We start from the raw sequence: 23,063 nt of genomic DNA, 5'->3' as shown, positions 1-23,063 counted from the left end.
CCCAATGTGCCGCCAGTGGTGGCGATTTCGGCGCACAGTAACGCGCGTAGACGGGGAGGGGAACGGTGTTTCGCCGGGCCGTTATCGAACCGTGCCGACCTCCGGTTACAGCCGGGGCCGGCCGGTTACGGCCGGGTGACACAAGGGTGCGAAACGGTGCCGAGCGGACGGTGAGGGCCGCGCGGGACCGCGTGGGCCGGGGCGCGCGGGACCCCGGCCGTGGGCGGGCTACTCGATGCCGTCGAGGGAGGTGTCCCGTTCCGCGCCGCCCAGCAGGGCGGCCGCCGTGAACAGCTCCACGCCGACCTTGATGGCTTCCTCGTCGACGTCGAAGTCGCCCTGGTGCAGGTCGCGCACGGTGCGCTCGCCGGGGACGCGCACCCCGAGGCGGGCCATGGCGCCCGGGACGTGCTCCAGGTACCAGGAGAAGTCCTCGCCGCCCAGGCTCTGCTCGGTGCCCTCGACCGCGTCCGCGCCGCGCCGGGCGGTCATGGCCTCGCGCAGCAGCTCGGTGACGGCCACGTCGTTGACCACGGGCGGCACGCCGCGGACGTAGTTGATCTCCGACTTGGCCCGGTGCAGCGTGGCGACCTCGTCGATGGCGGCGTGCACGATGTCGGGGGCCAGGCGCCAGGCCTCCAGGTCCAGGCAGCGCACGGTCCCGGACAGCTCGGCGTGCTGCGGGATGACGTTCGGGGCGTGGCCCGAGTCGATCCGTCCCCAGGTCACGGCGAGCCCGGCCCGGGTGTCGACGCGCCGGGCGACCAGCGCGGGCACGTCGACCACGACCCGGGCGGCGGCGGTGACCAGGTCGGTGGTCAGGTGCGGGCGGGCGGTGTGGCCGCCGGGGCCGTCCAGCGCGATCTCCAGGCGGTCGCAGGCGCTGGTGATGGGCCCGTGCCGCAGCCCGATCCGCCCGGCGTCCACGCGCGGGTCGCAGTGCACGGCGAGGATCTGCGCCACGCCCTGGAGCGCCCCGCTCTCGATGGCGTCGCCGGCGCCGCCGGGCAGGACCTCCTCGGCGGGCTGGAAGACCAGCCGCACCGGGCGCGGCAGCAGCCCCTGGCGGTGCAGCTCGGCGAGGACGAGACCGGCGCCCAGCACGACGGTCGTGTGCACGTCGTGGCCGCAGGCGTGCGCCCGGTCGGGGACGGTGGAGCGGTAGGCGCACTCCTTGGTGTCCGGGATGGGCAGGGCGTCGATGTCGGCCCGCAGGGCGAGGATCCCGGTGACGCCCTCGTCCCCGGCCCCGCCGATGTCACAGATGAGCCCGGTCCCGACGGGCAGGACCCGCGGCTTGAGCCCGGCCCCCTCCAGCCGCTCCTTGATCGCGGCGGTCGTGCGGAACTCCTGGTAGCCCAGCTCGGGATGCATGTGCAGATCGCGCCGGAAGGCGACGAGTTCGGCATGCAGCGTCTCGCTCAGGGTGCCGGGGAGCACGTCCCCGGCGAGGTCGGCCTCGGACTCTCGGGACATCAATTGGTTCACCCTCTGAAGGGTAGGACGCCCGGCCGGTCGGCTGACCCTCGATCAACAAAAGTTCAACCCCTTCGGGGGAAGAAAATCTGACCGGCGGACGCATGGGTGCGGACTGAGGTGGGTAAAGACCTTTTTCTTCTCCTTCCACCGATACCATGCCCGACCGTATTCCCGCTGGAGCCGTCCACGTTACGGGACCGGTTCCGCAGGAGCACGCGCCCCCGCCCCGCCGCTCCTGCCGGTCTCAGGCGGGCATGACGGCGGCCAGGCGGTGGGCGTTGCGCGCCGTGCCGGTGACGCCCGAGAGGAAGCCCTGCGCCCGGGGCGAGGCGGTCTCCGTCAGCCAGCTGGGGTCGATGTCACAGACGGCGACGCGGACGCCGGTGCCCGCCAGGGCGAGCGGCAGGGTGTGCACGACCGTCGACGGGAAGCTGAGGACCGTACGGCCGATCGGGCCGCGGCGGGCGATCAGCTCCAGCGGCAGGTCGGGGCGGACGACCTCCAGCCCCGACTCGCCGGCCAACCGGTGCAGCTTGTCGGTGCTCTCGCGGCGGTGGGCGAAGTAGCGGGAGGCGCCGTGCGTCCTGGCCAGGTGCTGCACGGCCGCCAGGTACCGGTCGCCGTCCACCACGCCGGTCTCCACCAGGGAGGTGCCGACCAGGTCGGCGCCCCGGGTGATGCGGGGCGGGCCGAAGCGGGCGCGGGTCCAGCCGAAGTCGTTGGCGGTGACCATCACCCCGTCGGGGGTGGCGTCCATCGGCATGGAGGAGAAGATCTCCACCCGGCGCCCGGCGCCCGGGGTGAGGCGGCGGCGCGCCGAGCCGGACACCGGCGCGAACAGCAGGTCGCGCGGGCCGGGGCGGCCGCCCTTGCGGTGCCAGCGGACCAGGCGCTCGCCGCGGGCGAGCTGGGCGACGAACTCCATGGTCGCCGTGCCGTCGTCGACGACCACCAGGTCCCTGGCCCGGGTGATGGTGAGCAGCAGCTGCACATAGCGGGAGAACGGGTCGCCCATGACGATCCGGTCCGCCCGGCGCAGCGGCCCGGTGAGGGAGCCGATGGTGTGGAAGGGCGCGGCGGTGCCGCCCCGCGCCTCCTCCCAGCGCACCCGGTAGCCCTCGTCGCGGGCCAGGTCGGCCATGCGGCGCAGCTGGCCGCGGGTCATGGGGTCGGTCGGGGACAGCACGACGAGGGTGAGGTCCGCGCCGGTGCCGGCCGGGGACCCGGCCGGCCGCCGCCGGCCCCGCGCGGGCGGCGGTCCGGCCTGTTCCGCACCGCCGAGGTCGCGCAGGTGCGCCCACTCCAGCACGTTCAGCAGCTGGACGGGGCTCTCCACGAAGGCGAGCGTGCGGTGGGAGGGGCCGGGGTGTCCGGCGCGGGGGCTCATCGGCGTACGACCGTCCCGTAAGGCAATCAAGGCGACTCGGTCAGGATCTTGCGGACTCAGACCGCGACCGGTTCGCCCGCCGCCGCCGCGATCTCCGCCTCGGCGACGACACCGGCGACCCGGCGCAGCTTCTTCATCGGGCCCAGCTCGGAGTCGTAGACCTTCTTGACGCCGTCGCCGAGGGAGGCCTCGATGGTGCGGATGTCGCGGACCAGCCGGGTCAGGCCCTGCGGCTCGACGGAGGCGGCCTGGTCGGAGCCCCACATCGCGCGGTCGAGGGTGATGTGGCGCTCGACGAAGGCGGCGCCGAGCGCGACCGCTGCGAGGGTGGTCTGCAGGCCGGTCTCGTGGCCGGAGTAGCCGATGGGCACGTTCGGGTACTCGGCCTGGAGGGTGTTGATCACGCGCAGGTTCAGCTCGTCGGCCTTGGCCGGGTAGGTGGACGTGGCGTGGCAGAGCAGGATGTTGTCCGAGCCGAGGACCTCGACGGCGTGCCGGATCTGCTTCGGGGTGGACATGCCGGTGGAGAGGATCACCGTGCGGCCGGTGGCGCGCAGGGCGCGCAGCAGCTCGTCGTCGGTGAGGGAGGCGGAGGCGACCTTGTGGGCGGGCACGTCGAACTTCTCCAGGAACGCCACGGCCTCGGTGTCCCAGGGGGAGGCGAACCAGTCGATGTTCTTGCTCTTGGCGTACTCGTCGATCTGGCGGTACTCGTCCTCGCCGAACTCCACGCGGTGGCGGTAGTCGATGTAGGTCATGCGGCCCCAGGGGGTGTCGCGCTCGATGTCCCACTGGTCGCGCGGGGTGCAGATCTCCGGGGTGCGCTTCTGGAACTTGACGGCGTCGCAGCCGGCCTCGGCGGCGGCGTCGATGAGCTTGAAGGCGTTCTCGAGCTCGCCGTTGTGGTTGATGCCGATCTCGCCGACGACGTAAACGGGGTGGCCGGGGCCGGCGGTCTTCGAACCGAAGGTGCGCAGACGGGAGTTGGCGCTCATGGCGGAGAGGTTCCTTACTTGTCGAGGGAGTCGAGAGAGGGGCCGAGGATCCAGCTGGCGATCTCTCGGATCGCGCCGTCGCCACCGGGCACGGTGGTGACCGCGCGTGCGGCGCCGCGCACGACGTCGTGGGCGCTCGCGACCGCCACCGGCCAGCCGACCAGGGCGAAGCACGGGAGGTCGTTGACGTCGTTGCCGACGTAGAGCACGCGCTCGGGCGCGATGCCCTGCTCCTCGCACCACTGCTTGAGGGCGAGGTCCTTGCGGTCGATGCCGTGCAGCACCGGGAGCCTCAGCTTCCGGGCGCGGGCGGCGACGACCGGGTTCTGTTCCGTGGACAGGATCAGCATCCGCAGTCCGGCGCGGCGCAGCGCGGCGATGCCGAGGCCGTCGCCGCGGTGCACGGAGACGAACTCGCGTCCGTCGGAGTCGATCAGCACCCGGTCGTCGGTCTGGGTGCCGTCGAAGTCGAGGACGACCGCGTCGATGTCGGCGGCGGTCGGCAGGGCGCCGGGCCGGCCGGCGTCGAACAGCGGCGCGAGGGCCCGGGCGCGGGCCAGGTCGTGCGGGTCGTCGATCTCCAGCACCCGGGCCGGGTCGGTGCGGACCGGCTCGGTGCGGCCGAAGAAGCGGTGCTGGTGCTCGCGGAAGCCGGCCGCGTCCATGGCGTAGGCGGCGCCGGTCTCCAGCAGGTCCTGGGGGCGGTCCTGGCGGCGGGGGCGGACGGACTTGTCGTGGTTGACGCCGTAGCCGCCTTCACCGGCCGGCGCGGCGGCCGGCGGGTCGTCGGCCGCGTCCCGCCAGACGAAGCCGTGGAAGGGCGCCACGGTCACGGCGGTGTCGGCGCCGCCCTCCACGACGGCGGCCGCGACCCCGTCCACGTCCTCGCGGACCAGGAACGGGCTGGTGCACTGCACGAGCAGCACGACGTCGACGGGCGAGCCGTGCAGCGCCTCGTGGGCGTCCATGGCGTGCCGGACGGCGGCCTCGGAGGTCGCGGTGTCACCGGCGATGGCGGCGGGGCGCAGCACCACTTCGGCGCCGGCCTGGCGGGCGACGGCGGCGATGGCGGCGTCGTCGGTGGAGACCACCACGTCGGTCACCAGCCGGGCGGCGCGGCACTCGCGGACCGCGCGGGCGACCAGCGGGACCCCGCCGACGGGTGCGAGGTTCTTGGCGGGCACGCCCTTGGAGCCGCCGCGGGCGGGGATCACCGCGAGGACGCGGCGGACCGCGGGGGCGGGAGCCGCCCCGGGATCGGCGTCGGGCATGGGCTGTACTCCTTGGGGTGGGGTCCGGCCGCTCACAGCTCCCCCATCCGCCGGATCACCGGGGCCACGCGCTGGACGCCGTGGCGGTAGGCGCCGCGGGCGGCCCGGCGCACGATCTGGCGGACCGGGCCCGGTGCCGTGTCGGCGGCCGGGGCGCCCGGCAGCGGGGCGCCGTCGGGGCCGAGGTGGTGGCGGGCGAGGATGCCGGGCAGATAGCCGGGCGCGGTCTCGGGCGTGTAGTAGGGGCTGAGCGGCGGGAGGCCGCCGGGGCGGTCCAGCAGCCGGGTGATGCGCTCGCGGGCCGCGTCGAAGGCGGTGGCGTACGGCCCGCTCCCGGTGGAGGTGTCCTGTGCGGCGACGCCCGACCGGGCCAGCCACTCCTCGTCGGGCCGCGGGCGGTGCCCGGCGTCGAGCCGGTCCCAGGAGGCGAGGCAGCCGGAGCCGGTGAAGTGGTGGTTGCCCAGCGCCTCGCGCACGCCCAGGTCGGTCAGGACGGCCGTCGGGATACGCCGGTGCAGCGCCTCCAGGGCGGCCGTGGAGCTGACCGTGACCAGCAGGTCGGTGCGGTCCAGCACCTCCCCCATGTGCCCGTACACCAGGCGCAGGTTGGCGGGCAGGTCCCGGCCCTGGGCCAGCTTCTGGTAGGGCAGCTCCTCGATGTGCGTGGTGTGCTCGCCGGGCCGGGAGCGCAGCTTGAGCAGCACCTCCCGCTCGGGGTGCCTGCGGGCGTGCCGGATCAGGCGGTCGAGCAGGTAGGTACGGTCCCCTCGGCCGGCGGGGACGGAGGGCTGGGCGGCGAACACCACCGTGTAGGGCCGCTGCGGCTCCGCGGACGCTTCGGGCCCGCCGGTGTAGGGGGCGCCGCCGAGGAAGGGCAGCGCGACCTCGGTCACCGCGGCGGAGTCGGCGCCCACCCCGTCGTACACGGCCCGGAAACGCTCCGCGTCGTGGCGGGAGTTGGCGAGGACCAGGTCCGCGCCGTGCCGCAGCAGCAGTCCGTCGGCGAGCTTCTCGTAGACGACGCCGACGTAGCCGGTGACGACGACGGGGCGCCGGACCGAGCCGGCCCAGGCGTTGCGCAGTCCGTGCAGCATCGCCTGGACGCCGCCGCCGACCAGGGCGAGGACGACGACGTCGTAGCCGGCGCCGTCGCCGAGGGCGCGCAGGAACTCCACGCCGGTCACCTCGCGCAGGGAGTCGGCGTGGACGCCGACCTCCTGGAGCTGACGGGGCGTCGGGGTGGCACGGCCCCGCAGGAGGTAGCCGTCGAGCCGGAGTTCCGCACCGGTGGGGGTGACGCGCTGCGCGGTGAGCGCGCCCCATTTCCACCGGGTGTCGGAATCGGCGAGGACGGCGATCCGCAGGGAGTTCGCTGGACTTACTGGCACGCCCAAGACGCTAGGAAGGCATTCCGAGGTTCCGCCCAACCCGAACGCAACAAACGGTTAACAGCACATCGCCGAATGGCGAATCGGGCCCGGAAAACGCGGCGGGACATCCCGGTTCACGGCATCGCCACGCGTCGTTCACCTCGCATCAAGGCGGCGGTCAGGGCGAATGACGGGCCGCGCCCTACCGTCGCCCACGTGGTCAAGCTCTCCGTCATCGTGCCGTTCTACAACGTGCAGCAATATGCGCCCGACACCCTCAGGAGCCTCCTCGCGAATGCGCGGGAGGACATCGAATTCATTCTCGTCGACGACTGCTCCCGCGACGGGACACCCGGCCTCCTCGCGCGTGCGGAAAGCGAGGTGCCCGGTGCGGTCCTCGTCCGGCACGAGCAGAACGGAGGGCTGGCGACCGCGCGGAACACCGGCATCGACCGCGCCCGCGGCACCTACCTGACCTTCCTGGACGGCGACGACTGGCTCGCCCCCGGCTACTACCCGCGGCTGCTCGCCGCGATCGAGGAGCTGGGCTGCGACTTCGTGCGCACCGACCATGTGCAGTGCACCGCGCGCTCGCGCACCGTGTTCCGGGTGCCGCACGGCCGGCGCAACGTGGTGCTGAACCCGCGCGAGGCGATCCTGCCCGCCGAGCGGACGACCTCGGTCGACTACGCCTACGCCTGGGCGGGCGTGTACCACCGGCGGCTGGTGGAGCGGGGGCTGCTGCACTTCACCGACGGGCTGCGCACGGCCGAGGACCGGCCGTGGATCTGGAAGCTGCACCGGGAGGCGGACTCCTTCGCCGTGGTGAACCTGCTCGGCGTCTTCTACCGGCGCGGCGTGGCGTCATCCCTCACCCAGATAGGCGATGTGCGCCAGCTGGACTTCCTCCGCGCCTTCGACCAGGTCGTCGAGGAGACCGCGCGGGACAAGGAGGCGGACCTGCTGCTGCCGAAGGCCGTGCGCACCTACTGCGCGATCATCTCCCACCACCTGGCGTCCTCCGAGAGGTTCGAACCCGCGGTGGCGAGGAGACTGAGAACGCTGAGCGCGGCCGCCCTGCGGCGCATGCCGCAGCGCGTGCTGGACGAGGCGCTGAACTCCATGGACCACCAGCGCGCCGGCCGCCTGCGCCGCCTGCGCCGCCGCCCGGTCCCCGCGGGGGCCGCCGCGTGAGCACCCAGATCTTCCAGGCGTCCACGCTGTACGGCACGGCCACGCTGGCCGCCGCCCTGGACTCCGGCTGCTTCCCGCCGGCCGACCGCCGCATCCTGCTGGTCTGCAACAACGCCGCGACACCCGAGACGACGCCGGGCCTGGACACGGCACCGGGCTTCGAGCGGCTGCGCGGGCGCTTCGACGACGTGCTGTCGTACAACGACACGATCTTCCCCTTCCACCCCGGCGGCTGGTCCCCGCGCACCGAGGACCTCCCGCTGTGGGAGCGGTATCTGCGGCTGGAGTGGGGCATCGGCGACGACGACGTGTCCCTGGCCGTCGAGTCGATTCAGGTGGACCCCGCGCTCAGCCTCGCCCGGATGTTCACCGGGGCACCGGTGACCGTCTACGCGGACGGCCTGATGAGCTACGGCCCCACCCGCAACAAGATCGACCCGCTGGTCGGCACCCGGGTGGACCGGCTGCTCCACCTCGACCTGGTGCCGGGCCTGCGGCCGCTGCTGCTCACCGAGTTCGGGGTGGCGCCGCAGATCGTGCCGACAGCCCGCTTCACCGAGGTGCTGGCCGAACTCCTGCCCGCCGCAGACGGCCTGCCGCAGCTCGAGGGCCCGGCGCTGCTGCTGGGCCAGTACCTCTCCGCGCTCGGCATCCTCACCGCCGAGCAGGAGGAGGACCTGCACGTGCGGATGCTGAGGGGCGTGGCCGCGCTGGGCCACACCCGGGTGGTGTTCAAACCGCACCCGGCCGCCCCGGCCCGGTTCACCGGCACCCTGGAGGAGGAGGCCGGCCGGCTCGGCGTCGACCTCACGGTCGTCGGCACACCGGTCCTGGCCGAGGTGCTCTACCAGCGGATGCGTCCCGCGCTGGTCGTCGGCTGCTTCTCCACCGCGCTGCTGACCGCCTCCGCGCTGTACGGCCTGCCGACCGCCCGGCTGGGCACCGGCACCCTGCTGGACCGCCTCTCCCCGTTCGAGAACAGCAACCGGGTCCCGGTCACCGTCGTCGACGCGCTGCTGCCCGACCTGACGGACCGGGAGGCGGTCGCCGAGCGGCGTCCGGGCATGTCCGCCGGGGAACTGGGCGCGCTGGTGCGGGCGGTGGGCTTCGCGATGCAGCCGAAGATCCTGCCGGGGCTGCGCGCGGAGACCGAGCGGTATCTGGCGGGCCGCCTCGACGAGCGGACCCTGCGCTACTTCAAGCGCAAGCGCCTGACCTCGCTGGCGCTGCCCGGCGGAGTGCCCGCCCAGCTGTCGTTCATCCCGCGCAACGCGACCGTGCGCCGGGTGGCGCGCACGGCCCGCTCCCTGCGCCGGGCGGTACGCCGCTGACGGCCGCCCGCCGCTGCGGGCGCGGGGCGGCTTCCGGTCACCGGAAGCCGCCCCGCGCCCGTCTGCTCACCGGCCCAGGATCTCCTTGATCCGGGCCGCGTTCTCCTGGGTCGCCTTCCACAGCGGCCGCTGGCGGTCGTGCACGTCGGCGACGGTCCGCTCGTGGTGGTCCAGGATGTGCAGGGCGCGCTCGGTGAGCACCTTTCCCAGGTCGCGCTCGTGCACGGAGACACCCCACTCGGGCCGCTCGATGTCGCTCAGGAAGTACGCCATCTTGGGGTGCGAGACGAGGCTGAGGATGGGCGTGCCGACCCCGAACGGGATCATGCCGGCGTGCCCGCGCATCCCGATGACCAGCCGGGTTCTGGCGTACGTCTCCCGGATCTCGTCGTTGGAGAAGTCGTACATCGGGATCACCGGCAGCGAGATGCCGTGGGTGCGGCGCAGGTCGAAGGCGATGCGCTCGTCGTCCAGGGAGTGGGCGACGCACTTCACCCGGGTGTGGGCGTCGATCGCGCGGACCGCCTCGGCGATCTGGCCGAGGAAGTGGCCGTAGTCGTGCCCGAAGCGCAGCCCGGCGCGGTCGTAGGCGGCGTTCAGCAGGACGGTGTCCTCGCGGTACGACGGGTCGCTCCAGCCGGCGATCAGCTGGCGGCTGACCGTGGTCGGGCAGGGCTGGAAGACCACCTTGTCGTGCAGCTCGGGCGGCAGCAGCGAGCGGACCTTGTCGATGGAGCCGTGGTTGCGCAGCCCGAAGAAGGCGGCCTTCTCCACCAGCAGGCGCAGGCTCTCGTTGAACCGTCCGGCGCGGTAGGACTGACCGTCGAAGGCGTTGAAGCCGACCGCGTACACCATGATCGGCACCTCGACGGCGCGCAGGTGCTCGTCGGGGACGTTCCACTGCCAGGCGCTGTTGCCGTTGGGCATGGTGTCCGGGATGAACAGGCCGCCGCCGCCGATGACCAGGCCGCGCCGGGCGTTGACCCGCTCCAGGGCGGCCGCGTCGAACAGCCGGTGGGCGTGCACGGAGTGCCAGCGCCGTGAGCTGGTGTCGGCGCCGAAGCCCAGCCGGACCGTCTCGGGCAGCAGCTTGTCGCCCGCGTTGCCCTGCCGGTCCATGTAGAACGCCACGTGCGCCAGCTGGTCCTCGGGGGCGCCCTGCTCCTGCGCGGGCACGGCCGCCGCGCGCTGCGCCCACAGGCGGCTGGAGCGGTGGGTGGGGTCGACGGACAGGCCCTCGGTGGCGTACTTCAGGGCGCCGGCGTTGTCGCCGTGCACCCAGGCCAGCTGGGCGAGGCGGGCGTAGGCGGTGGCGGCCCGGTTGGGGGCGGCGGTGGCCAGCAGCAGCTGCGTCCTGGCCTCGTCGTAGCGCGAGACGCTCATCAGGGCGTGGCCGAGCACCTCGTGCGGCCAGGCCGCGTCCAGGCCGATGCGGACGCCGCCGAGGATGTCGACGGCCTCCTGGTACTCGCCGGCCGCGATGTGCGCGGCGGCGACCTTGCGGGCGGCCTCCACGTCGCCGGTGCGCCGGACGTGCGGGGTGCCGTAGTGCACGAGCAGGTCGTGGTGGGGCGAGCGGCCCTGGGCGAGGAAGGCGGCGTGGAACTCGGCGTCGGACAGCTGGAACCGGCGCCAGTGCTCCTCGGCCTGCCCGTAGCCCGACTCGCCGCCCTGCCAGGGCTTGTGGCGGCCGGTGAAGTGCAGGATCGCGGTGTCCTCGGGAACCGGCAGGTCCCCGGACAGGCGCCGCTTGACGAAGTTGTAGCGGGCGTCGAGGCGGACGAAGTCGCCGTCGAGGACGGCGTTGAGGATGCCCTGGTCGTGCTTGTCGAGTTCGTAGGCGCCGTTGCGGCCGACCTGGTCGATCTTCGCGCAGAACGCGTCGGACAGGTACTCGCGCTGGATCACCAGCAGCCCGGAGTTGAGCTTGTGCTGCCCGTGGAAGAACTGCGGGACGGCGGCGAGTCCCTCGCGCAGCTTGAGCAGTTCGCCGAGGTCGCCGAGGACGACCATGTCGGTGTCCAGGGTGACGACCGTGTCGTACCCGCGCAGCCGGAAGACGTCGAGGATGAAGTACGCCTTGCGGACCAGGTAGTTGTCCTGGTCGCCCTTGACGTAGGAGTCGTAGCGTTCCGCGTCGACGCGCTGGAGCACGATGCGCGGGTGCAGGGCGCGGATGCGGGCGATGGAGGAGGGGCGCAGGTCGTCGTGGAGGACGACGAAGTCCTCGCACACGCCGGGGTTGGACAGCGCCAGGCTGCGCAGCAGGACGAGGAAGCCGGGCAGGTAGTTCTCGTCGACGAAGCTGGCGAAGGCGATGCGCCGCTTGCCGGTCAGGGCGCGGGCGTCGGTCGCCGGGACCACCGCGCGGGTGGTGCTCGGGGAGGTCGTGGTCATCGCAGGGATATCCTCATGTCGCTCACGCTCTGGGCCCGCTGCATGACCCATGCCTTCTCGCTGGTGTATTCGTGCACGGAGGTGATGGCCAGTTTCATGGCCTCCTGGACGCGGTAGGCGCCGCTCTCGTAGAAGTCGAAGCCGATCAGGTCGAGGGTGGGGCTGACGTCCAGGAAGTCCAGCAGCCACAGCATGTTGAAGCCGGTGGTGGGGATGCCAGACCAGGCGTCGGCGCCGACCTGGCCGATGGTGCGCAGCGGCCAGCGCAGCGACTCGTCGCCGAGGTACTGCTGGGCGCCGGGCACCAGGCGGTTGCGCAGCGAGTGCTTCCAGTCGCCGGAGATCCCGCCGAAGACGAGCCGGGTGGTCACCGGCTGGTCCCAGTTGAAGCCGTGCTTGTGGATGGTGGCGTGGATGTCGGTACGGCTGCCGGTGTGCCGGGGGTCGATCCGGTACGAGTTGAAGCGCACCACCAGGTCGTAGTCGTCGATCTGCCGGCCCAGTGAACTCGTGCCCACACGGCCGGAGTTGGCGATCAGGCAGATCGACTTGCCGGCGATCTGGTTGCGGAACTCGCCGAGGCCGATCCACCGCACCCCGCCGACCGTGGGGTCGGTGACGGGGCCGCGCATGCGGACGCGGCGCTGCTCGGCGTAGAGCGCGACGACCTCGGTCAGCTCGGTCAGGTCGGTGCCGGGCAGGCCGGTGCGCAGGTCGAGGTACTGGCTGAGGGCTTCCTGCCGGTCGGTGACCGGCGCCTCGTCGGCGGCCAGTGCGAGCAGGGCGCCGACCAGCCGGGGCTCGGCCGCCTCCCAGTCCCCGAGGGCGTGCAGGGCCAGGCCCTCGGCCCACACGTCGGTGGCGGGGCCGGCGGCGAACTCGGCGGCGCGCGGGCACCGGCGCCGCAGCAGCTCGAGCAGGTCGCGCTCGCGCTCGGCGGCCCGGCGCAGTCCGGCGACCCGGGCGGCGACGCCGAATCCGTCCTCGGTGGTGAGCGCGAGGTAGCGCTCGTAGGCCTCGACGGCCTCGCGCTCCTCGCCGAGCGCCTCCAGGACGCGCGCCCGCAGCCGCCAGCCGGCCCGGGAGTTCCTGCGCTGGGCGAGGACGGTGTCGGCGATCGACAGGGCGAGGTCGAGTTCGTCGGAGTAGCCGCACTCCAGGGCCTTGTTGGCGACCGCGAGCAGGGCGTCGAGCAGGTCGCCTCCGATGCCCGCGGCCGGGGTGGCGGCGCCCTTGACGGCCCGCTTCAGCAGGGCGGTGGCGCCGGCGGCCGGGGCTGGGGCGGGCGCGGCCGGGCCGGCGGCGACCACGACGAGCAGCCGGCGCAGCTGCTCGGCCAGTTCGGTACGGCGACGGTCGAGGCTGCCCACGAGCTTGCCGCTGTGCACGGCGCAGGCGCGCAGGCAGTCGTCCAGCTCCCCTCCACCCGCAGGTGCCCGCCGGTTCTGGACCCTCGTCATAGCTCTCCTGATTTTGCCCAGCGACAAGATGTTTTCCCTGCCCGATGCCGCGGGTTTTCCCGGACATGGGGATGGATGGAGAAACTAGGAAGGCAAAACGACCAGCCGGTTAACTCACCGGTACCGGGGGAAGAATCGTTCGCCCGTCAACCGCGCGGGCGGTCCGGGCCGAGTCCGTGAAGCGCCTCGACACCGGCGACGACGAGGTCGAGGCCGGCCTCGAAATGCCGGTCGTAGTCCGTGAACAGCTCCGCGCCGGCCGCCGCCGCCAGCGGGTAGCCGGCCAGCAGGCGGGCGCGGTCCTCGACGCCGTAGCCCTCCCGGCGCTCGCCGGGCAGCGGCTGCACGCCCTGCTCCTCGATGACGAAGCCGATGGTGTAGAGGTACGCCGTCCGGCCCGCCTGGACCGCCTGGGCCAGGGTGAGGCCGCTCGCCGTGAAGCAGGCCAGGTCGGCCTCCAGCCCGCGGGCGTGGTCGGTGCCCGTGAAGCGGGTGCCGCTGAAGACCTCGGGGTCCGGCTGTTCGACGCGTTCCGCGGGCCGCACTGGACGCTGCTGGGCGCGCGGGCGGTGCCCGGGCTCCCGGAGCCGGTCCGGGCGCTCCCGGCCGCCCCGCGCTCCTACGGCCCCGGCGTCTTCCTCGTCCGGCCGGACGGCTACGTCGGCTGGGCGGGCGACTCCACGGCCGGACTGGACGCCTACCTGTCCCGGACCGGACTGCGCCGACCGCGCGCCCTTGAGGCGTGACCCGGGCGTTGGTCCCAGTGGCTCCTAGGCGCTGGCCAGCGACAGCTTCACCGCGAAGCCGAGGAACAGGGCGCCGGCCGCCGAGGTGGCCGTCGCCGACAGCCGCTTGCGGCGCCGGAAGGCCGCGGCCAGGCGGGTGCCGCCGAATATCAGCGCGGTCAGGTACAGGAAGCTGGCGAGCTGGGCGAAGGTGCCGAGCACGACGAAGGACAGGGCCGGGTAGGCGTAGCCCGGGTCGACGAACTGGACGAAGAAGGCGACGAAGAACAGGATCGCCTTGGGGTTGAAGAGGCTGACCACGAGGGCCCGGCGGAAGGGCCGCTCGTCGGCGGCGGTGACGGGCTCGGCCGCGTCGGCGGTCTGCTCGCGCCGCGTCAGCCACGTCCGCCGGGCGGCCCGCAGCATGCCGATCGCCAGCCAGGTCAGATATCCGGCGCCCGCGTACTTCACGATCCCGAACAGCAGCGCGTTCGCCTGCAGCAGCGAGGCGACCCCGGCCGCCGACAGCGTCATCAGCACGGCGTCCCCGCACCACACCCCGGCCGCGGCGGTGTACCCCGTGCGCACCCCGCGCCGGGCGGCGACGGAGAGGACGTACAGCGAGTTGGGGCCGGGCAGCAGGATGATCAGCACCAGGCCGGCCAGATAGGTGGGCAGATCGACGACACCGAGCATGACAGCGAGTGTCGCACGGGGCTCTGACACCCAGCCGCCGAGGACGGCGTCCGATGCCGGGGAGCGGCCCGGCTCAGAAGGTGTCCGACGGGACGTGGCTGCCCCAGACCTCGCGCAGCGCCCCGCACACCTCGCCCACCGTCGCCCGGCCGCGCAGCGCCTCCCTCATCGGGTGCAGGACGTTGTCCTCGCCCTGCGCCGCCTTCTTCAGCGCGTCCAGTGCCGCGCTCACCGCCCCGCCGTCCCGTCCGGCGCGCAGCCGGGCCAGCCGTTCGGCCTGCCGGGCCTCGATCGCCGGGTCGACGCGCAGCGGTGTGTACGGCTCCTCCTCGTCCAGCCGGAAGCGGTTGACGCCCACCACCACCCGCTCCCCGGAGTCCGTCTCGAGGGCGATGCGGTAGGCGTTGCGCTCGATCTCCTGCTTCTGCAGGCCCCGCTCGATCGCCGCGACCGCCCCGCCGGCGTCCTCCACCCGCCGCATCAGGTCCAGCGCGGCCTCCTCCACGTCGTCCGTCATCCGCTCGACCGCGTAGGAGCCGGCGAACGGGTCGACGGTGGCCGTCACGTCCGTCTCGTGGGCCAGCACCTGCTGGGTGCGCAGGGCCAGCCGGGCGCTGACGTCGGTGGGCAGCGCGATGGCCTCGTCGAAGGAGTTGGTGTGCAGGGACTGGGTGCCGCCGAGGACGGCGGCGAGGGCCTGCACGGTGACCCGGGCCAGGTTCACCTCCGGCTGCTGGGCCGTCAGCTGGACCCCGGCGGTCTGGGTGTGGAAGCGCAGCATCAGGGACTTGGGGTTGCGGGCGCCGAACTCCTCCTTCATCACCCGGGCCCAGATCCGGCGCGCGGCGCGGAACTTGGCGACCTCCTCCAGGAGCGTCGTGCGGGCCACGAAGAAGAAGGACAGGCGGGGCGCGAAGTCGTCGACGTCCATGCCGGACGAGACCGCCGTACGGACGTACTCGATGCCGTCGGCGAGGGTGAACGCGATCTCCTGCGCGGGCGACGCGCCCGCCTCGGCCATGTGGTAGCCGGAGATGGAGATGGTGTTCCAGCGGGGCATCCGGGCGCGGCAGTACTTGAAGATGTCCGCGGTCAGCCGCAGGGAGGGCTTGGGCGGGAAGATGTACGTGCCCCGCGCGATGTACTCCTTCAGCACGTCGTTCTGGACGGTGCCCGTCAGCCGGTCCGCCGCCACCCCCTGCTCCTCGGCCACCAGCTCGTACATGAGCAGCAGCAGCGCGGCCGGCGCGTTGATCGTCATCGACGTGGAGACCTGGTCCAGCGGGATGCCGGCGAACAGCTCCCGCATGTCCTCGACGGAGTCGACCGCCACGCCCACCTTGCCGACCTCGCCGTGCGCGAGGGGCGCGTCGGAGTCATGGCCCATCTGGGTGGGCAGGTCGAAGGCGACCGACAGGCCGGTGGTGCCGTGCGCGATGAGCTGCCGGTAGCGGGCGTTGGACTCGGCGGCGGTACCGAACCCGGCGTACTGGCGCATGGTCCAGGGGCGGCTGGTGTACATCGTCGGGTACACGCCCCGGGTGAACGGGTACGCGCCCGGCTCGCCCAGTTTCCGTCCCGGGTCCCAGCCGGTCAGGTCCGCCGGTCCGTAGACCGGTTCGATCGGCAGGCCGGACTCCGACTCACGCGCCATGTGGGTGCCTCCGCAGTACGTGTGCCACTCAGCAGTCGCCCCCCGCGTACTCCTCACCATGCCCCGTAGTTCGGCGGCGGTCACGCGGGGGAACATCCCCGGCATGACAATCAGGGGGAAGGCCGTCGCCGTACTCGCCTCGGCCGCCGCGCTCGGCGCGCTCTGCGGCTGCACCGTGCGGGCGCCGGACGGGTCGGGTGAGCACCGCTCGCCGGTGCACATCAGCTTCCCGGACGACGACCGCGCGGGCCGGGGCCGGGCGGCCGCGCGGACGCCCGCCTCCCCTGCCGCGCCCTCCCCCGCGGCGCCCTCCGCCGTCGCGCCCCCGGTGCTGTGGTCGCGCGGCGACACGGGCCCGGCGGTACGGGAGCTCCAGGCCCGGCTGCGCCAGGTGCAGTGGCTGTTCGACGGGCCGACGGGGAGTTACGACGACCTGACCGAGCGGGCCGTGCGGGGGTTCCAGGGCAAGCGCGGGCTGCCGCGGACCGGCGCGACCGACACCGTCACCTGGCGGCGGCTGCTGGCGATGACGCGGGAGCCGGGGACCTGGGAGCGGTACCTGATGGGCGGTCAGCCGGCCGCCGCGCCGGACCCGCGGTGCCTGGCCGGGCGGGTGCTGTGCATCAGCAAGACCAGCCGGACGCTGCGCTGGATGGTCGACGGGCGGACGGTGTCGACGATGGCGGTCCGCTTCGGCGCGCAGTACAGCCCCACCCGGGAGGGTGTCTTCCACATCTACTGGAAGTCTCGGCACCATGTGTCGACGCTCTACCACTCGCCGATGCCGTACGCGATGTTCTTCAGCGGCGGTCAGGCGGTGCACTACTCCTACGACTTCGCGGCCCGCGGCTACGCCGGTGGCTCGCACGGCTGTGTGAACGTCCGGGACGAGACGGCGGTGGCGTCGCTCTTCGCGCAGGTGCGGGACGGCGACAAGGTCGTCGTGTACTGGTGACCGGGCCGGCGTGCGCGCCGGTGGAGTGCGCGGGGCGCGGGGAGGTGTGCGGGGCGCGGGCGGGACCGGGGGAACGTGTCCCGCCCGCGCCAGGTGCACGAGCCGAAGGTACGGGGGGAACCCCGGCTCAGTGCGACGGCCGATGACCAGTCGGCTCACTCAGTACTGCGCCGCCGGGGCCGAAAACGTCACACCCTGCCCGGAAAAGTTTTTGTGATTGACATCCGTGCAGGTCAGAGCTGTTCGACGGGTCTACAGGGCGGTGTACGTGGGGCTCGGAGAGGGCAGCGGCGCGTCCGGCCCCGGGCTCGCCGCCGAGCCGTGCCCGGGCCGCGGCACCAGCGGGGAGAGGGCGGTCGGGCGCGGGGTGGCGGTACGGCCGTGGTGGCCGCCGTGGCCGTGACCGCGGCCTATGTGGCCCTCGTCACCGCCGCCCGGGTCGCCGCCCGCCCCTTTGCCCTTGCCGTCGCCCTTGTCCTTCCCGTCGCCCTTGTCCTTGCCGTCGCCCGTGCCGCTGTCGCCCTTGTCCTTGCCGTCGTCGCCCTTGCCCTGCTCGGCCGAGCCCTCGGCGACGGCCAGGACGGTCCTGCAGTACGTCTGCACCCGGGCCGGTCCGCCCGCCACCGTCTCCAGGTGGCGCTTGCGGCCGGCGCCCAGGGTCTTGCCGTCCCGGATGTCCCGGCAGGCCTTCTCGGCGCCGTTCCACCAGCCGCCGGCGCTCCCGCCGGGCGCGACGGCGGCGCCCCTGTCGCTCCTGCCGTCGCCCTTGCCGCCGTCGGTGGCCCCGGTCCGGCCGGGCGCGCCGGACGCCGGGCCGCCGTCCGCGGTGGCGCCCGGTGTCCCGCCGGGCGTCGCGGTGCCCCGGCCGCCGGTGGCCCGCGGGGAGGCGGGGGCTTCCGGACGCTGCCCGGTCACGCCGGCCGTGACCGACGCCGCCGGTCCGGGGTCGCCGCCACCGAGCGGACCCGGCAGCACACCGGTCCCGGCGGCCATCGCGACGCCGCCCAGCATGCCCGCCGCCACCGCGGCGGCCAGCGCCAGCCGGACCGGGCGGGCCCGGCGCGGACGCCACCCGGACGCTCCGGTTCGGGCTCGCGCGCCGATCCGCACCAGTCCGGCGTCGGAGGCGTGCGCGGGCGCGCCGGGGTGCGCGGCGGAGCCGCCGGGGTGCTCCCCGGCGGCGCGCTCGGCGGCGGCGGCCTCGCGGACCTTGCGGAACGCGGCCAGCGCGGCCGCCTCACCGGGGAGTTCGGCGCCGTCCGGTGCCGGGTCCACGGAGAGCGCGCCGAGCACCTTGGCGAGCCGTTCTGCCTGGTCACGGGCGCGGTCGTCGACGGCTTCGAGTGACTCGCCGCGCAGCAGACGGTCCGCCGTCGCACGGTCCAGCCACGGGTACTGCTCGTCGGCCATCACATGTCCTTCTGCGTCCGCGCGCGCGTATGCGTCACACTCGCGGACGTCACCGCGCGACCGCGCGGTTCTCGCTGGGGCGGCAGTGCCTCTAGCCTGGCCGCCGATTCCGGATCCTCGCCCAGCAGCTCCGCGAGCCGCTTCAGACCGCGGTGCGCGGCGGTCCGTACGGCGCCGGCGCGCTTGCCGAGCGTCTCGGCCGCGGTCTTGGCGTCGAGGCCCACGACCACGCGCAGGACGACCGCCTCGGCCTGGTCCTGCGGCAGGCGCGCGATGAGGGAGAGGGTGCTGTCGGTGGCCAGGGCCTCCATGGCCTCGCCCGCGGTGTCGGAGTCCGCGGCGCGGCCGGTCAGTTCCGTCTCGTCGCCGCCGATCGCGGGGCGGCGGCCGCGCATCCGTATGTGGTCCAGGGCGCGGTTGCGGGCGATCCGGGCGGCCCAGCCGCGGAAGCGGTCCGCGTCGCCGCTGAACCGGTCCAGGTCCCGGGCGATCTGCAGCCAGGCCTCGGACGTCACGTCCTCGGCGTCCGGATCGCCGACCAGTGTCCGCGCGTACCCGAGCAGCCGTGGATGCACCGCGCGGTAGACGGTCCGGAACGCGGTCTCGTCCCCGGCCTGTGCCGCAGCCACCGCGGCGGTCAGCTCCGCGTCGTCCCCCAGCACCCTGTGGTTCCTCGATAGATGGTCGCGGCTTCGACGCCGCCGATCGTTGTAATGATCATGCATTCGCGCTCGACGCGAAAGGCACGTTACGACCTGAAACCACTCCTCGTCCATGTCCGTACAAGATGCAACTAACTCGTGACGCTGTGGACGGTCTCTGGGTGTGACAGAAAACGCACTCATGGCGCTGGAACAAGTACGGGCCGCCGCGCGGCCCGTACCGCGCGACGGCCGGGGCCTCTCCTGTGGGGGGTGGCGGCCCCGGCCGTTGCCTCGGCCCACCCCACGACGCCCGAAGCGGCCCCGGGGGCCCCGCCGGAACCGCCGTCGCCCGAGGGCGGCGTCAACTACTCTGACGCCAGGTGCATGGCCCGCGTCAGCAACCCGGGATCAAGGCCCCTGACCGCTCCCTTTGCAGCGCATGGAGGAAGCCGTGACCGCCGAACTCCCCGACTGGATGACTCCGCCCAGGCCCAGCGGCTGGGAAGCCGACGACCTCGACCACCTTCCCCAAGCGCCGCGGCACACGGAACTGATCGACGGAGCCCTGATCTTCATGATGTCGCCGCAGCGGTCCTGGCACTCCCGGCTCGTGGAGAACATGACCTTCGCCCTGCGGCGGGCAGTCCCCCAGGGCTACGAGGTCGAGCGCGAGATGACCGTGCGCCTCGACAACAAGAGCCGGCCCGAACCGGACATCCTGGTCACCACCGCCGCGTACGACCCCGACCGCACCTGGTACGCACCCGGCGACGTCGCTCTCGTCGTCGAGGTCGTCTCGGAGGAGTCGGCCGACCGCGACCGGTCCCTCAAACCCTTCAAGTACGCACAGGCCGGGATCACCCACTTCTGGCGCGTCGAGGACGAGTCCGGCGCCCCCGCCGTGCACGCCTACGAACTCGACAGGATGACCAGCACCTACGTGCCGACCGGCATCCACCGGGGCCGGCTGAGGACGTCCGTGCCGTTCCCGCTCGACGTCGGTCTCGACGCCCTCGTCCCCACAGCCTGACCGACGGCCACCGGGCCCGGGACCGCCGTGCCGCTGACGCGAGTTCGCTTCCGTGCCGGCCCCGGCGCCGCTCATCCCGGCTCACGCGGCGTCCGGGGGCCGTCGCCCGTCGCGTCCGTGCCCCCGTCCGCCGGGGACCTGGGGGTGAGGCGGCGGGCGAGGCGGCGCAGGCCGCGATGGGCGGCCGTGCGGACGGCGCCGGGGCGTTTGCCCAGGACGCGGGCGGCGGCCGGGCCGTCGAGGCCGACCACCACCCGCAGCAGCACCGCCTCGGCCTGGTCGCGCGGCAGGGCGCGGACCAGTTCCAGCGCGCGCTCGGTGGAGAGCGCCTCCATCGCCTCGTCGTGCGTGGTGCGCGGTCCGGGCAGCTCCAGCACGTCCTGCCCCAGCACCGCCGTGCGCGGCCGCACGCGCTGCCGGCGCAGGTGGTCCAGGGCGCGGTGGCGGGCGATGGTCGCGGTCCAGCCGCGGAAGCCCGCCCCGTCGCCCCGGAACCTGCCGAGGTCCCGGGCTATCTCCAGCCAGGCGTCGGACGCCACGTCCTCGGCGTCGTCGCCGACCAGGCCGCGCAGGTAGCCGAGCAGACCGGGCTGCACCAGCCGGTAGGCCACCGCGAAGGCGCTCTCGTCGCCGCCCTGGGCCCGCGCGACGGCCGCGCCCAGCTCCCCGTCGTACGCCTGCGCGCGTCGGGGCTCCCCTGACTGGCCCAAGACCGTCCCCGTGTGCCGTTTTCGTGCGGCCGTGTCCCCCGCCCTCACGGTCATCAGCGCCGGGGCGCACAGAAGTGTCACAGCTTGTCAGGCGGTGTCGGGCGGTCCGGCGGGAGCCGCCCGGGCGGACCGCTCACCCGGAGGCGGTCGCGTCCCGGCACAGCAGGCGCAGCGAGCCGTGTCCGCCGAAGCAGCGCCGGGCCTCGTCGATGGGGTCCCAGAGCCGTCCGCCGGGCGTGCGGATCCAGTGGTCGCCGCCGGTCGCCCACCACTCGGCGCCGGTCTGGCGGACGACGACCTCACCGGCGTACGCCCCGAAGCCGCGCAGCACGCTCTCCACGGCCTCGTACGGCGCCCCCTCCCGTCGTATCTCCTCGATCATCCGGTCGACCCGCCACAGGCTCTGCGCGGAGTAGTCGAGCCGTACCCGCGCGCCCTCGCGCATCGTGGCCACCGCGTCCGCCGCCCAGCGCGCCGGTTTCGCCGCGGCGTGCGGCCTGGTCTGCTGCTGCTCTTGCTCTGCTGTCACGTAGTGGGCTGTCACATAAGAAGCAGCGGACCGGGCGCGGCCGGTGTCACACGTTCCGCAGGCCGGCCGGCAACCGGCGCAGGACTGCCGCACCGTGCCCGCACGACGCTCACAGGACTTCCCCCCGCGACCGGGTTTGAGCACCGGGCAGGGGCGGAAGGGTGCGGCAGCGACCGGGGTGGCCGAGCGGGTGCAGAAACGTTACGCCCGCCCGCGCGCCCGGCGGGACACCACCGCGCGCAGCACCCGCCGCCCCTGCGTCGACACCTCCAGCGCGCGGCGCAGGCCACCGGGGCCGTGCGCGGCGAGCAGTTCCAGGACGGTGACCTGGCGGCGCAGCTCGGCCGCGACCAGGTGGGACAGTTCCTGCGCGCCGCCCGCACGGTCCACCGGGGCGGCGGCCGCGGCGGTGCCGTCGTCGGCGGGGTCGAGGAGGCGGTGGATGCGCAGCGCGGCGACGGAGCAGGTGTCGACCCAGTCCCGCAGCGCGGCGGCGTCGAGGCCGTCGGGAGCCTCGGCCAGCATCCGGCGGGCGAGTTCCGTGGCCTCGTCCGGCACCGGCTCGCCGCCGGGCTCCGCGTCCCCGGGGGCGGACGCCGCGAGCGCGCCGCGGGCCTTGTCCAGGCTCTGCGCCCAGCCGGGCCGGTCGGGGCCGTCGGCGAGGCTCGCCCACAGCGGCCGCAGCACCTCGTCGTCACCGCCCAGCAGCGGCACGCACCGCTCCAAACAAGCCAGCCCGCCGGCCGCCAGTCCCCGTTCGTCGGCCTGCGCGATCAGGTCCACCAGGCTCATGCACGCCTCCTCGCCGCGGCACCGACCTGTACGGAGCCCGCATTTCCCCTTACTGCGTGCGACGACCCAGGAGTGTCACAGTGAGCGGACGGCATCCCGGCGGGCACGGCCGAGCGCAGCTTTTCGGCCACCGGTCGGCGTGCGGCCACCGGGCACCGGCCCTCAGTCACGGCCGGCCGCCGTCACCCCGCGGCCGGGGCCGGCGCACGGCCGGGACCACCGCGGACCACCGCCGCGGTCAGAGCGCGGCCGGGACCGCTCCCGCGAGCGCCTTGCGGCGCTGCATCGCGGTCAGCCGCAGGACGACGGCCATGGCGAGGGCGGCGGCCGCGATGTCGAGGGCGTCGGCGAACAGCATCCGGCCGACGGCGGCGTGCAGCTCCGCCGCCCCTTCGGCCCGGTCGTACCCGCGCACGGCGATCCGGTCGGCGAACAGGGAGCCGAGCCACAGCGTCCACCAGCAGTTGACCAGCCCGTGTGCGGGCCGGGCGCCCCACGGCAGGCTGGCGTCCCAGATGTCGAGGGTGATCCGGCGCGGCCACCACAGGTTGACCACCGGGGTGAACCAGCCGCCGATCGCCCAGCCGCGCCTCTTGCTCTGCCCGTGCGGGTGGAACACCTCGGCGTTCTCGCGCACCCGGTGGAACCAGCACAGGAACATGGTCACCGAGGCCATCAGCGCCGCCGCCTGGCCGGCGCCGGAGGCGCCGTACGCGCTGTCGGCACGCTCGGCCCGGTCGGTCAGGCCGGCGCCGAACCGGCCGTCGGCCAGCTCACCGGTGACCTCCAGCTGGAGGGCGTCCGCCCAGACCGCGAACAGGTCGGCGGCGATCACCAGCCCCAGCATCGCGGCGGCGGCCCGGCCGAGCCCCACCGGGTTGCGCAGCCACACGCCGGGCGCCCCCGGGAGCGGCGGGGCGGGCGGTGGCGGCACGGCCGCGCAGCCGGCGCACAGGGCGGTGCCGCGCACGGCGGCGGCACGCTGACAGCGGACGCAGATCACGACGAGGTTCCCCCGGGACGGTGACACAGGC

Annotated in this window: 20 protein-coding genes and 1 pseudogene; 5 read left to right on the top strand and 16 right to left on the bottom strand. The window is 73.9% G+C overall.

Features of this window, described 5'->3' with window-relative positions; genetic code table 11:
- Positions 1-228: 228 nt before the first annotated feature.
- The 5 genes from ACZ6CZ_RS12225 to ACZ6CZ_RS12205 all read right to left on the bottom strand — a co-directional run bounded on the left by ACZ6CZ_RS12225 (position 229) and on the right by ACZ6CZ_RS12205 (position 6,520).
- Positions 229-1,476, bottom strand: a complete 1,248-nt coding sequence (locus ACZ6CZ_RS12225) for a M20 family metallopeptidase (protein WP_469018445.1) — start codon at positions 1,474-1,476, stop codon at positions 229-231.
- A 247-nt stretch (positions 1,477-1,723) separates the two neighbouring features.
- Complete coding sequence (locus ACZ6CZ_RS12220; protein ID WP_469018442.1) at positions 1,724-2,866, bottom strand: hypothetical protein; 1,143 nt, start codon at positions 2,864-2,866, stop codon at positions 1,724-1,726.
- A 56-nt stretch (positions 2,867-2,922) separates the two neighbouring features.
- Positions 2,923-3,861, bottom strand: coding sequence for an N-acetylneuraminate synthase family protein (locus ACZ6CZ_RS12215; protein ID WP_469018440.1), 939 nt, complete (start codon positions 3,859-3,861; stop codon positions 2,923-2,925).
- A gap of 14 nt (positions 3,862-3,875) precedes the next feature.
- Positions 3,876-5,132, bottom strand: coding sequence for a cytidylyltransferase domain-containing protein (locus tag ACZ6CZ_RS12210; RefSeq protein WP_469018437.1), 1,257 nt, complete (start codon positions 5,130-5,132; stop codon positions 3,876-3,878).
- A gap of 32 nt (positions 5,133-5,164) precedes the next feature.
- The gene (locus ACZ6CZ_RS12205) at positions 5,165-6,520 is read right to left on the bottom strand and encodes a DUF6716 putative glycosyltransferase (protein WP_469018434.1); all 1,356 of its coding nucleotides are present in this window, start codon (positions 6,518-6,520) and stop codon (positions 5,165-5,167) included.
- Positions 6,521-6,718: 198 nt separating this feature from the next.
- On the opposite strand from ACZ6CZ_RS12205, the gene ACZ6CZ_RS12200 reads away from it, so the two are divergent.
- Together ACZ6CZ_RS12200 and ACZ6CZ_RS12195 are read left to right on the top strand one after the other, a co-directional pair.
- Positions 6,719-7,696: a glycosyltransferase family 2 protein gene (locus ACZ6CZ_RS12200; protein WP_469018432.1), complete on the top strand. Its 978-nt coding sequence runs from the start codon at positions 6,719-6,721 to the stop codon at positions 7,694-7,696.
- Positions 7,693-9,027 (top strand): polysialyltransferase family glycosyltransferase, encoded by a 1,335-nt coding sequence (locus tag ACZ6CZ_RS12195; RefSeq protein WP_469018430.1) that lies wholly within the window; start codon positions 7,693-7,695, stop codon positions 9,025-9,027. The genes ACZ6CZ_RS12200 and ACZ6CZ_RS12195 overlap by 4 nt, the downstream gene beginning before the upstream one ends.
- 66 nt (positions 9,028-9,093) lie before the next feature.
- Here ACZ6CZ_RS12195 and ACZ6CZ_RS12190 read toward each other — a convergent pair whose 3' ends face one another.
- From ACZ6CZ_RS12190 to ACZ6CZ_RS12180, 3 genes and pseudogenes are all read right to left on the bottom strand, one after another.
- Entirely contained in the window at positions 9,094-11,424 is a 2,331-nt protein-coding gene (locus ACZ6CZ_RS12190; RefSeq protein ID WP_469018427.1) for a glycosyltransferase, read from the bottom strand.
- Positions 11,421-12,884 (bottom strand): glycosyltransferase family 29 protein, encoded by a 1,464-nt coding sequence (locus ACZ6CZ_RS12185; RefSeq protein WP_469018425.1) that lies wholly within the window; start codon positions 12,882-12,884, stop codon positions 11,421-11,423. Before ACZ6CZ_RS12185 ends, ACZ6CZ_RS12190 begins: the two co-directional genes overlap by 4 nt.
- A 146-nt stretch (positions 12,885-13,030) precedes the next feature.
- Positions 13,031-13,393: pseudogene (locus ACZ6CZ_RS12180) on the bottom strand (TetR/AcrR family transcriptional regulator C-terminal domain-containing protein); the annotation flags it as partial.
- A gap of 60 nt (positions 13,394-13,453) precedes the next feature.
- Here ACZ6CZ_RS12180 and ACZ6CZ_RS12175 point away from each other — a divergent pair.
- Complete coding sequence (locus ACZ6CZ_RS12175) at positions 13,454-13,630, top strand: aromatic-ring hydroxylase C-terminal domain-containing protein (RefSeq protein ID WP_469018422.1); 177 nt, start codon at positions 13,454-13,456, stop codon at positions 13,628-13,630.
- Positions 13,631-13,654: 24 nt separating this feature from the next.
- On the opposite strand, the gene leuE is transcribed toward ACZ6CZ_RS12175, so the two are convergent.
- Positions 13,655-14,305, bottom strand: a complete 651-nt coding sequence (leuE, locus tag ACZ6CZ_RS12170; protein ID WP_469018419.1) for a leucine efflux protein LeuE — start codon at positions 14,303-14,305, stop codon at positions 13,655-13,657.
- 73 nt (positions 14,306-14,378) lie between these two features.
- Positions 14,379-15,959, bottom strand: coding sequence for an acyl-CoA mutase large subunit family protein (locus ACZ6CZ_RS12165; protein WP_469018417.1), 1,581 nt, complete (start codon positions 15,957-15,959; stop codon positions 14,379-14,381).
- Positions 15,960-16,062: 103 nt separating this feature from the next.
- Between ACZ6CZ_RS12165 and ACZ6CZ_RS12160 the strand changes: the two genes are divergently transcribed.
- Positions 16,063-16,914 (top strand): L,D-transpeptidase family protein, encoded by an 852-nt coding sequence (locus tag ACZ6CZ_RS12160; RefSeq protein WP_469018415.1) that lies wholly within the window; start codon positions 16,063-16,065, stop codon positions 16,912-16,914.
- A 252-nt stretch (positions 16,915-17,166) separates the two neighbouring features.
- Here ACZ6CZ_RS12160 and ACZ6CZ_RS12155 read toward each other — a convergent pair whose 3' ends face one another.
- Together ACZ6CZ_RS12155 and ACZ6CZ_RS12150 are read right to left on the bottom strand one after the other, a co-directional pair.
- On the bottom strand, positions 17,167-18,324 hold the full coding sequence (locus tag ACZ6CZ_RS12155; protein ID WP_469018413.1) for a hypothetical protein: 1,158 nt from the start codon (positions 18,322-18,324) through the stop codon (positions 17,167-17,169).
- Entirely contained in the window at positions 18,324-18,986 is a 663-nt protein-coding gene (locus ACZ6CZ_RS12150) for an RNA polymerase sigma factor (RefSeq protein ID WP_469018411.1), read from the bottom strand. Before ACZ6CZ_RS12150 ends, ACZ6CZ_RS12155 begins: the two co-directional genes overlap by 1 nt.
- Positions 18,987-19,407: 421 nt before the next feature.
- Here ACZ6CZ_RS12150 and ACZ6CZ_RS12145 point away from each other — a divergent pair, with 421 nt between their 5' ends.
- A complete protein-coding gene (locus ACZ6CZ_RS12145) occupies positions 19,408-19,998 on the top strand; it encodes a Uma2 family endonuclease (RefSeq protein WP_469018408.1) in 591 nt (196 codons plus the stop codon).
- A gap of 71 nt (positions 19,999-20,069) precedes the next feature.
- Here ACZ6CZ_RS12145 and ACZ6CZ_RS12140 read toward each other — a convergent pair whose 3' ends face one another.
- From ACZ6CZ_RS12140 to ACZ6CZ_RS12125, 4 genes are all read right to left on the bottom strand, one after another.
- Positions 20,070-20,708: an RNA polymerase sigma factor gene (locus ACZ6CZ_RS12140; RefSeq protein ID WP_469018405.1), complete on the bottom strand. Its 639-nt coding sequence runs from the start codon at positions 20,706-20,708 to the stop codon at positions 20,070-20,072.
- 133 nt (positions 20,709-20,841) lie between these two features.
- Positions 20,842-21,153 (bottom strand): hypothetical protein, encoded by a 312-nt coding sequence (locus ACZ6CZ_RS12135; RefSeq protein WP_469019095.1) that lies wholly within the window; start codon positions 21,151-21,153, stop codon positions 20,842-20,844.
- A 285-nt stretch (positions 21,154-21,438) separates the two neighbouring features.
- The gene (locus ACZ6CZ_RS12130) at positions 21,439-22,029 is read right to left on the bottom strand and encodes a hypothetical protein (protein WP_469018403.1); all 591 of its coding nucleotides are present in this window, start codon (positions 22,027-22,029) and stop codon (positions 21,439-21,441) included.
- Between the two features lie 238 nt (positions 22,030-22,267).
- Positions 22,268-23,032 carry a DUF4328 domain-containing protein gene (locus ACZ6CZ_RS12125; RefSeq protein ID WP_469018400.1) on the bottom strand — a complete coding sequence of 255 codons (765 nt, stop codon included), beginning with the start codon at positions 23,030-23,032 and terminating at the stop codon, positions 22,268-22,270.
- Positions 23,033-23,063 lie beyond the last annotated feature (31 nt).

The sequence above is a fragment of the Streptomyces sp. NPDC041135 genome (genome assembly GCF_055592085.1).
Note: the sequence above shows the minus strand (reverse complement) of the source record. Positions and strands in the feature narration are given on the sequence as shown.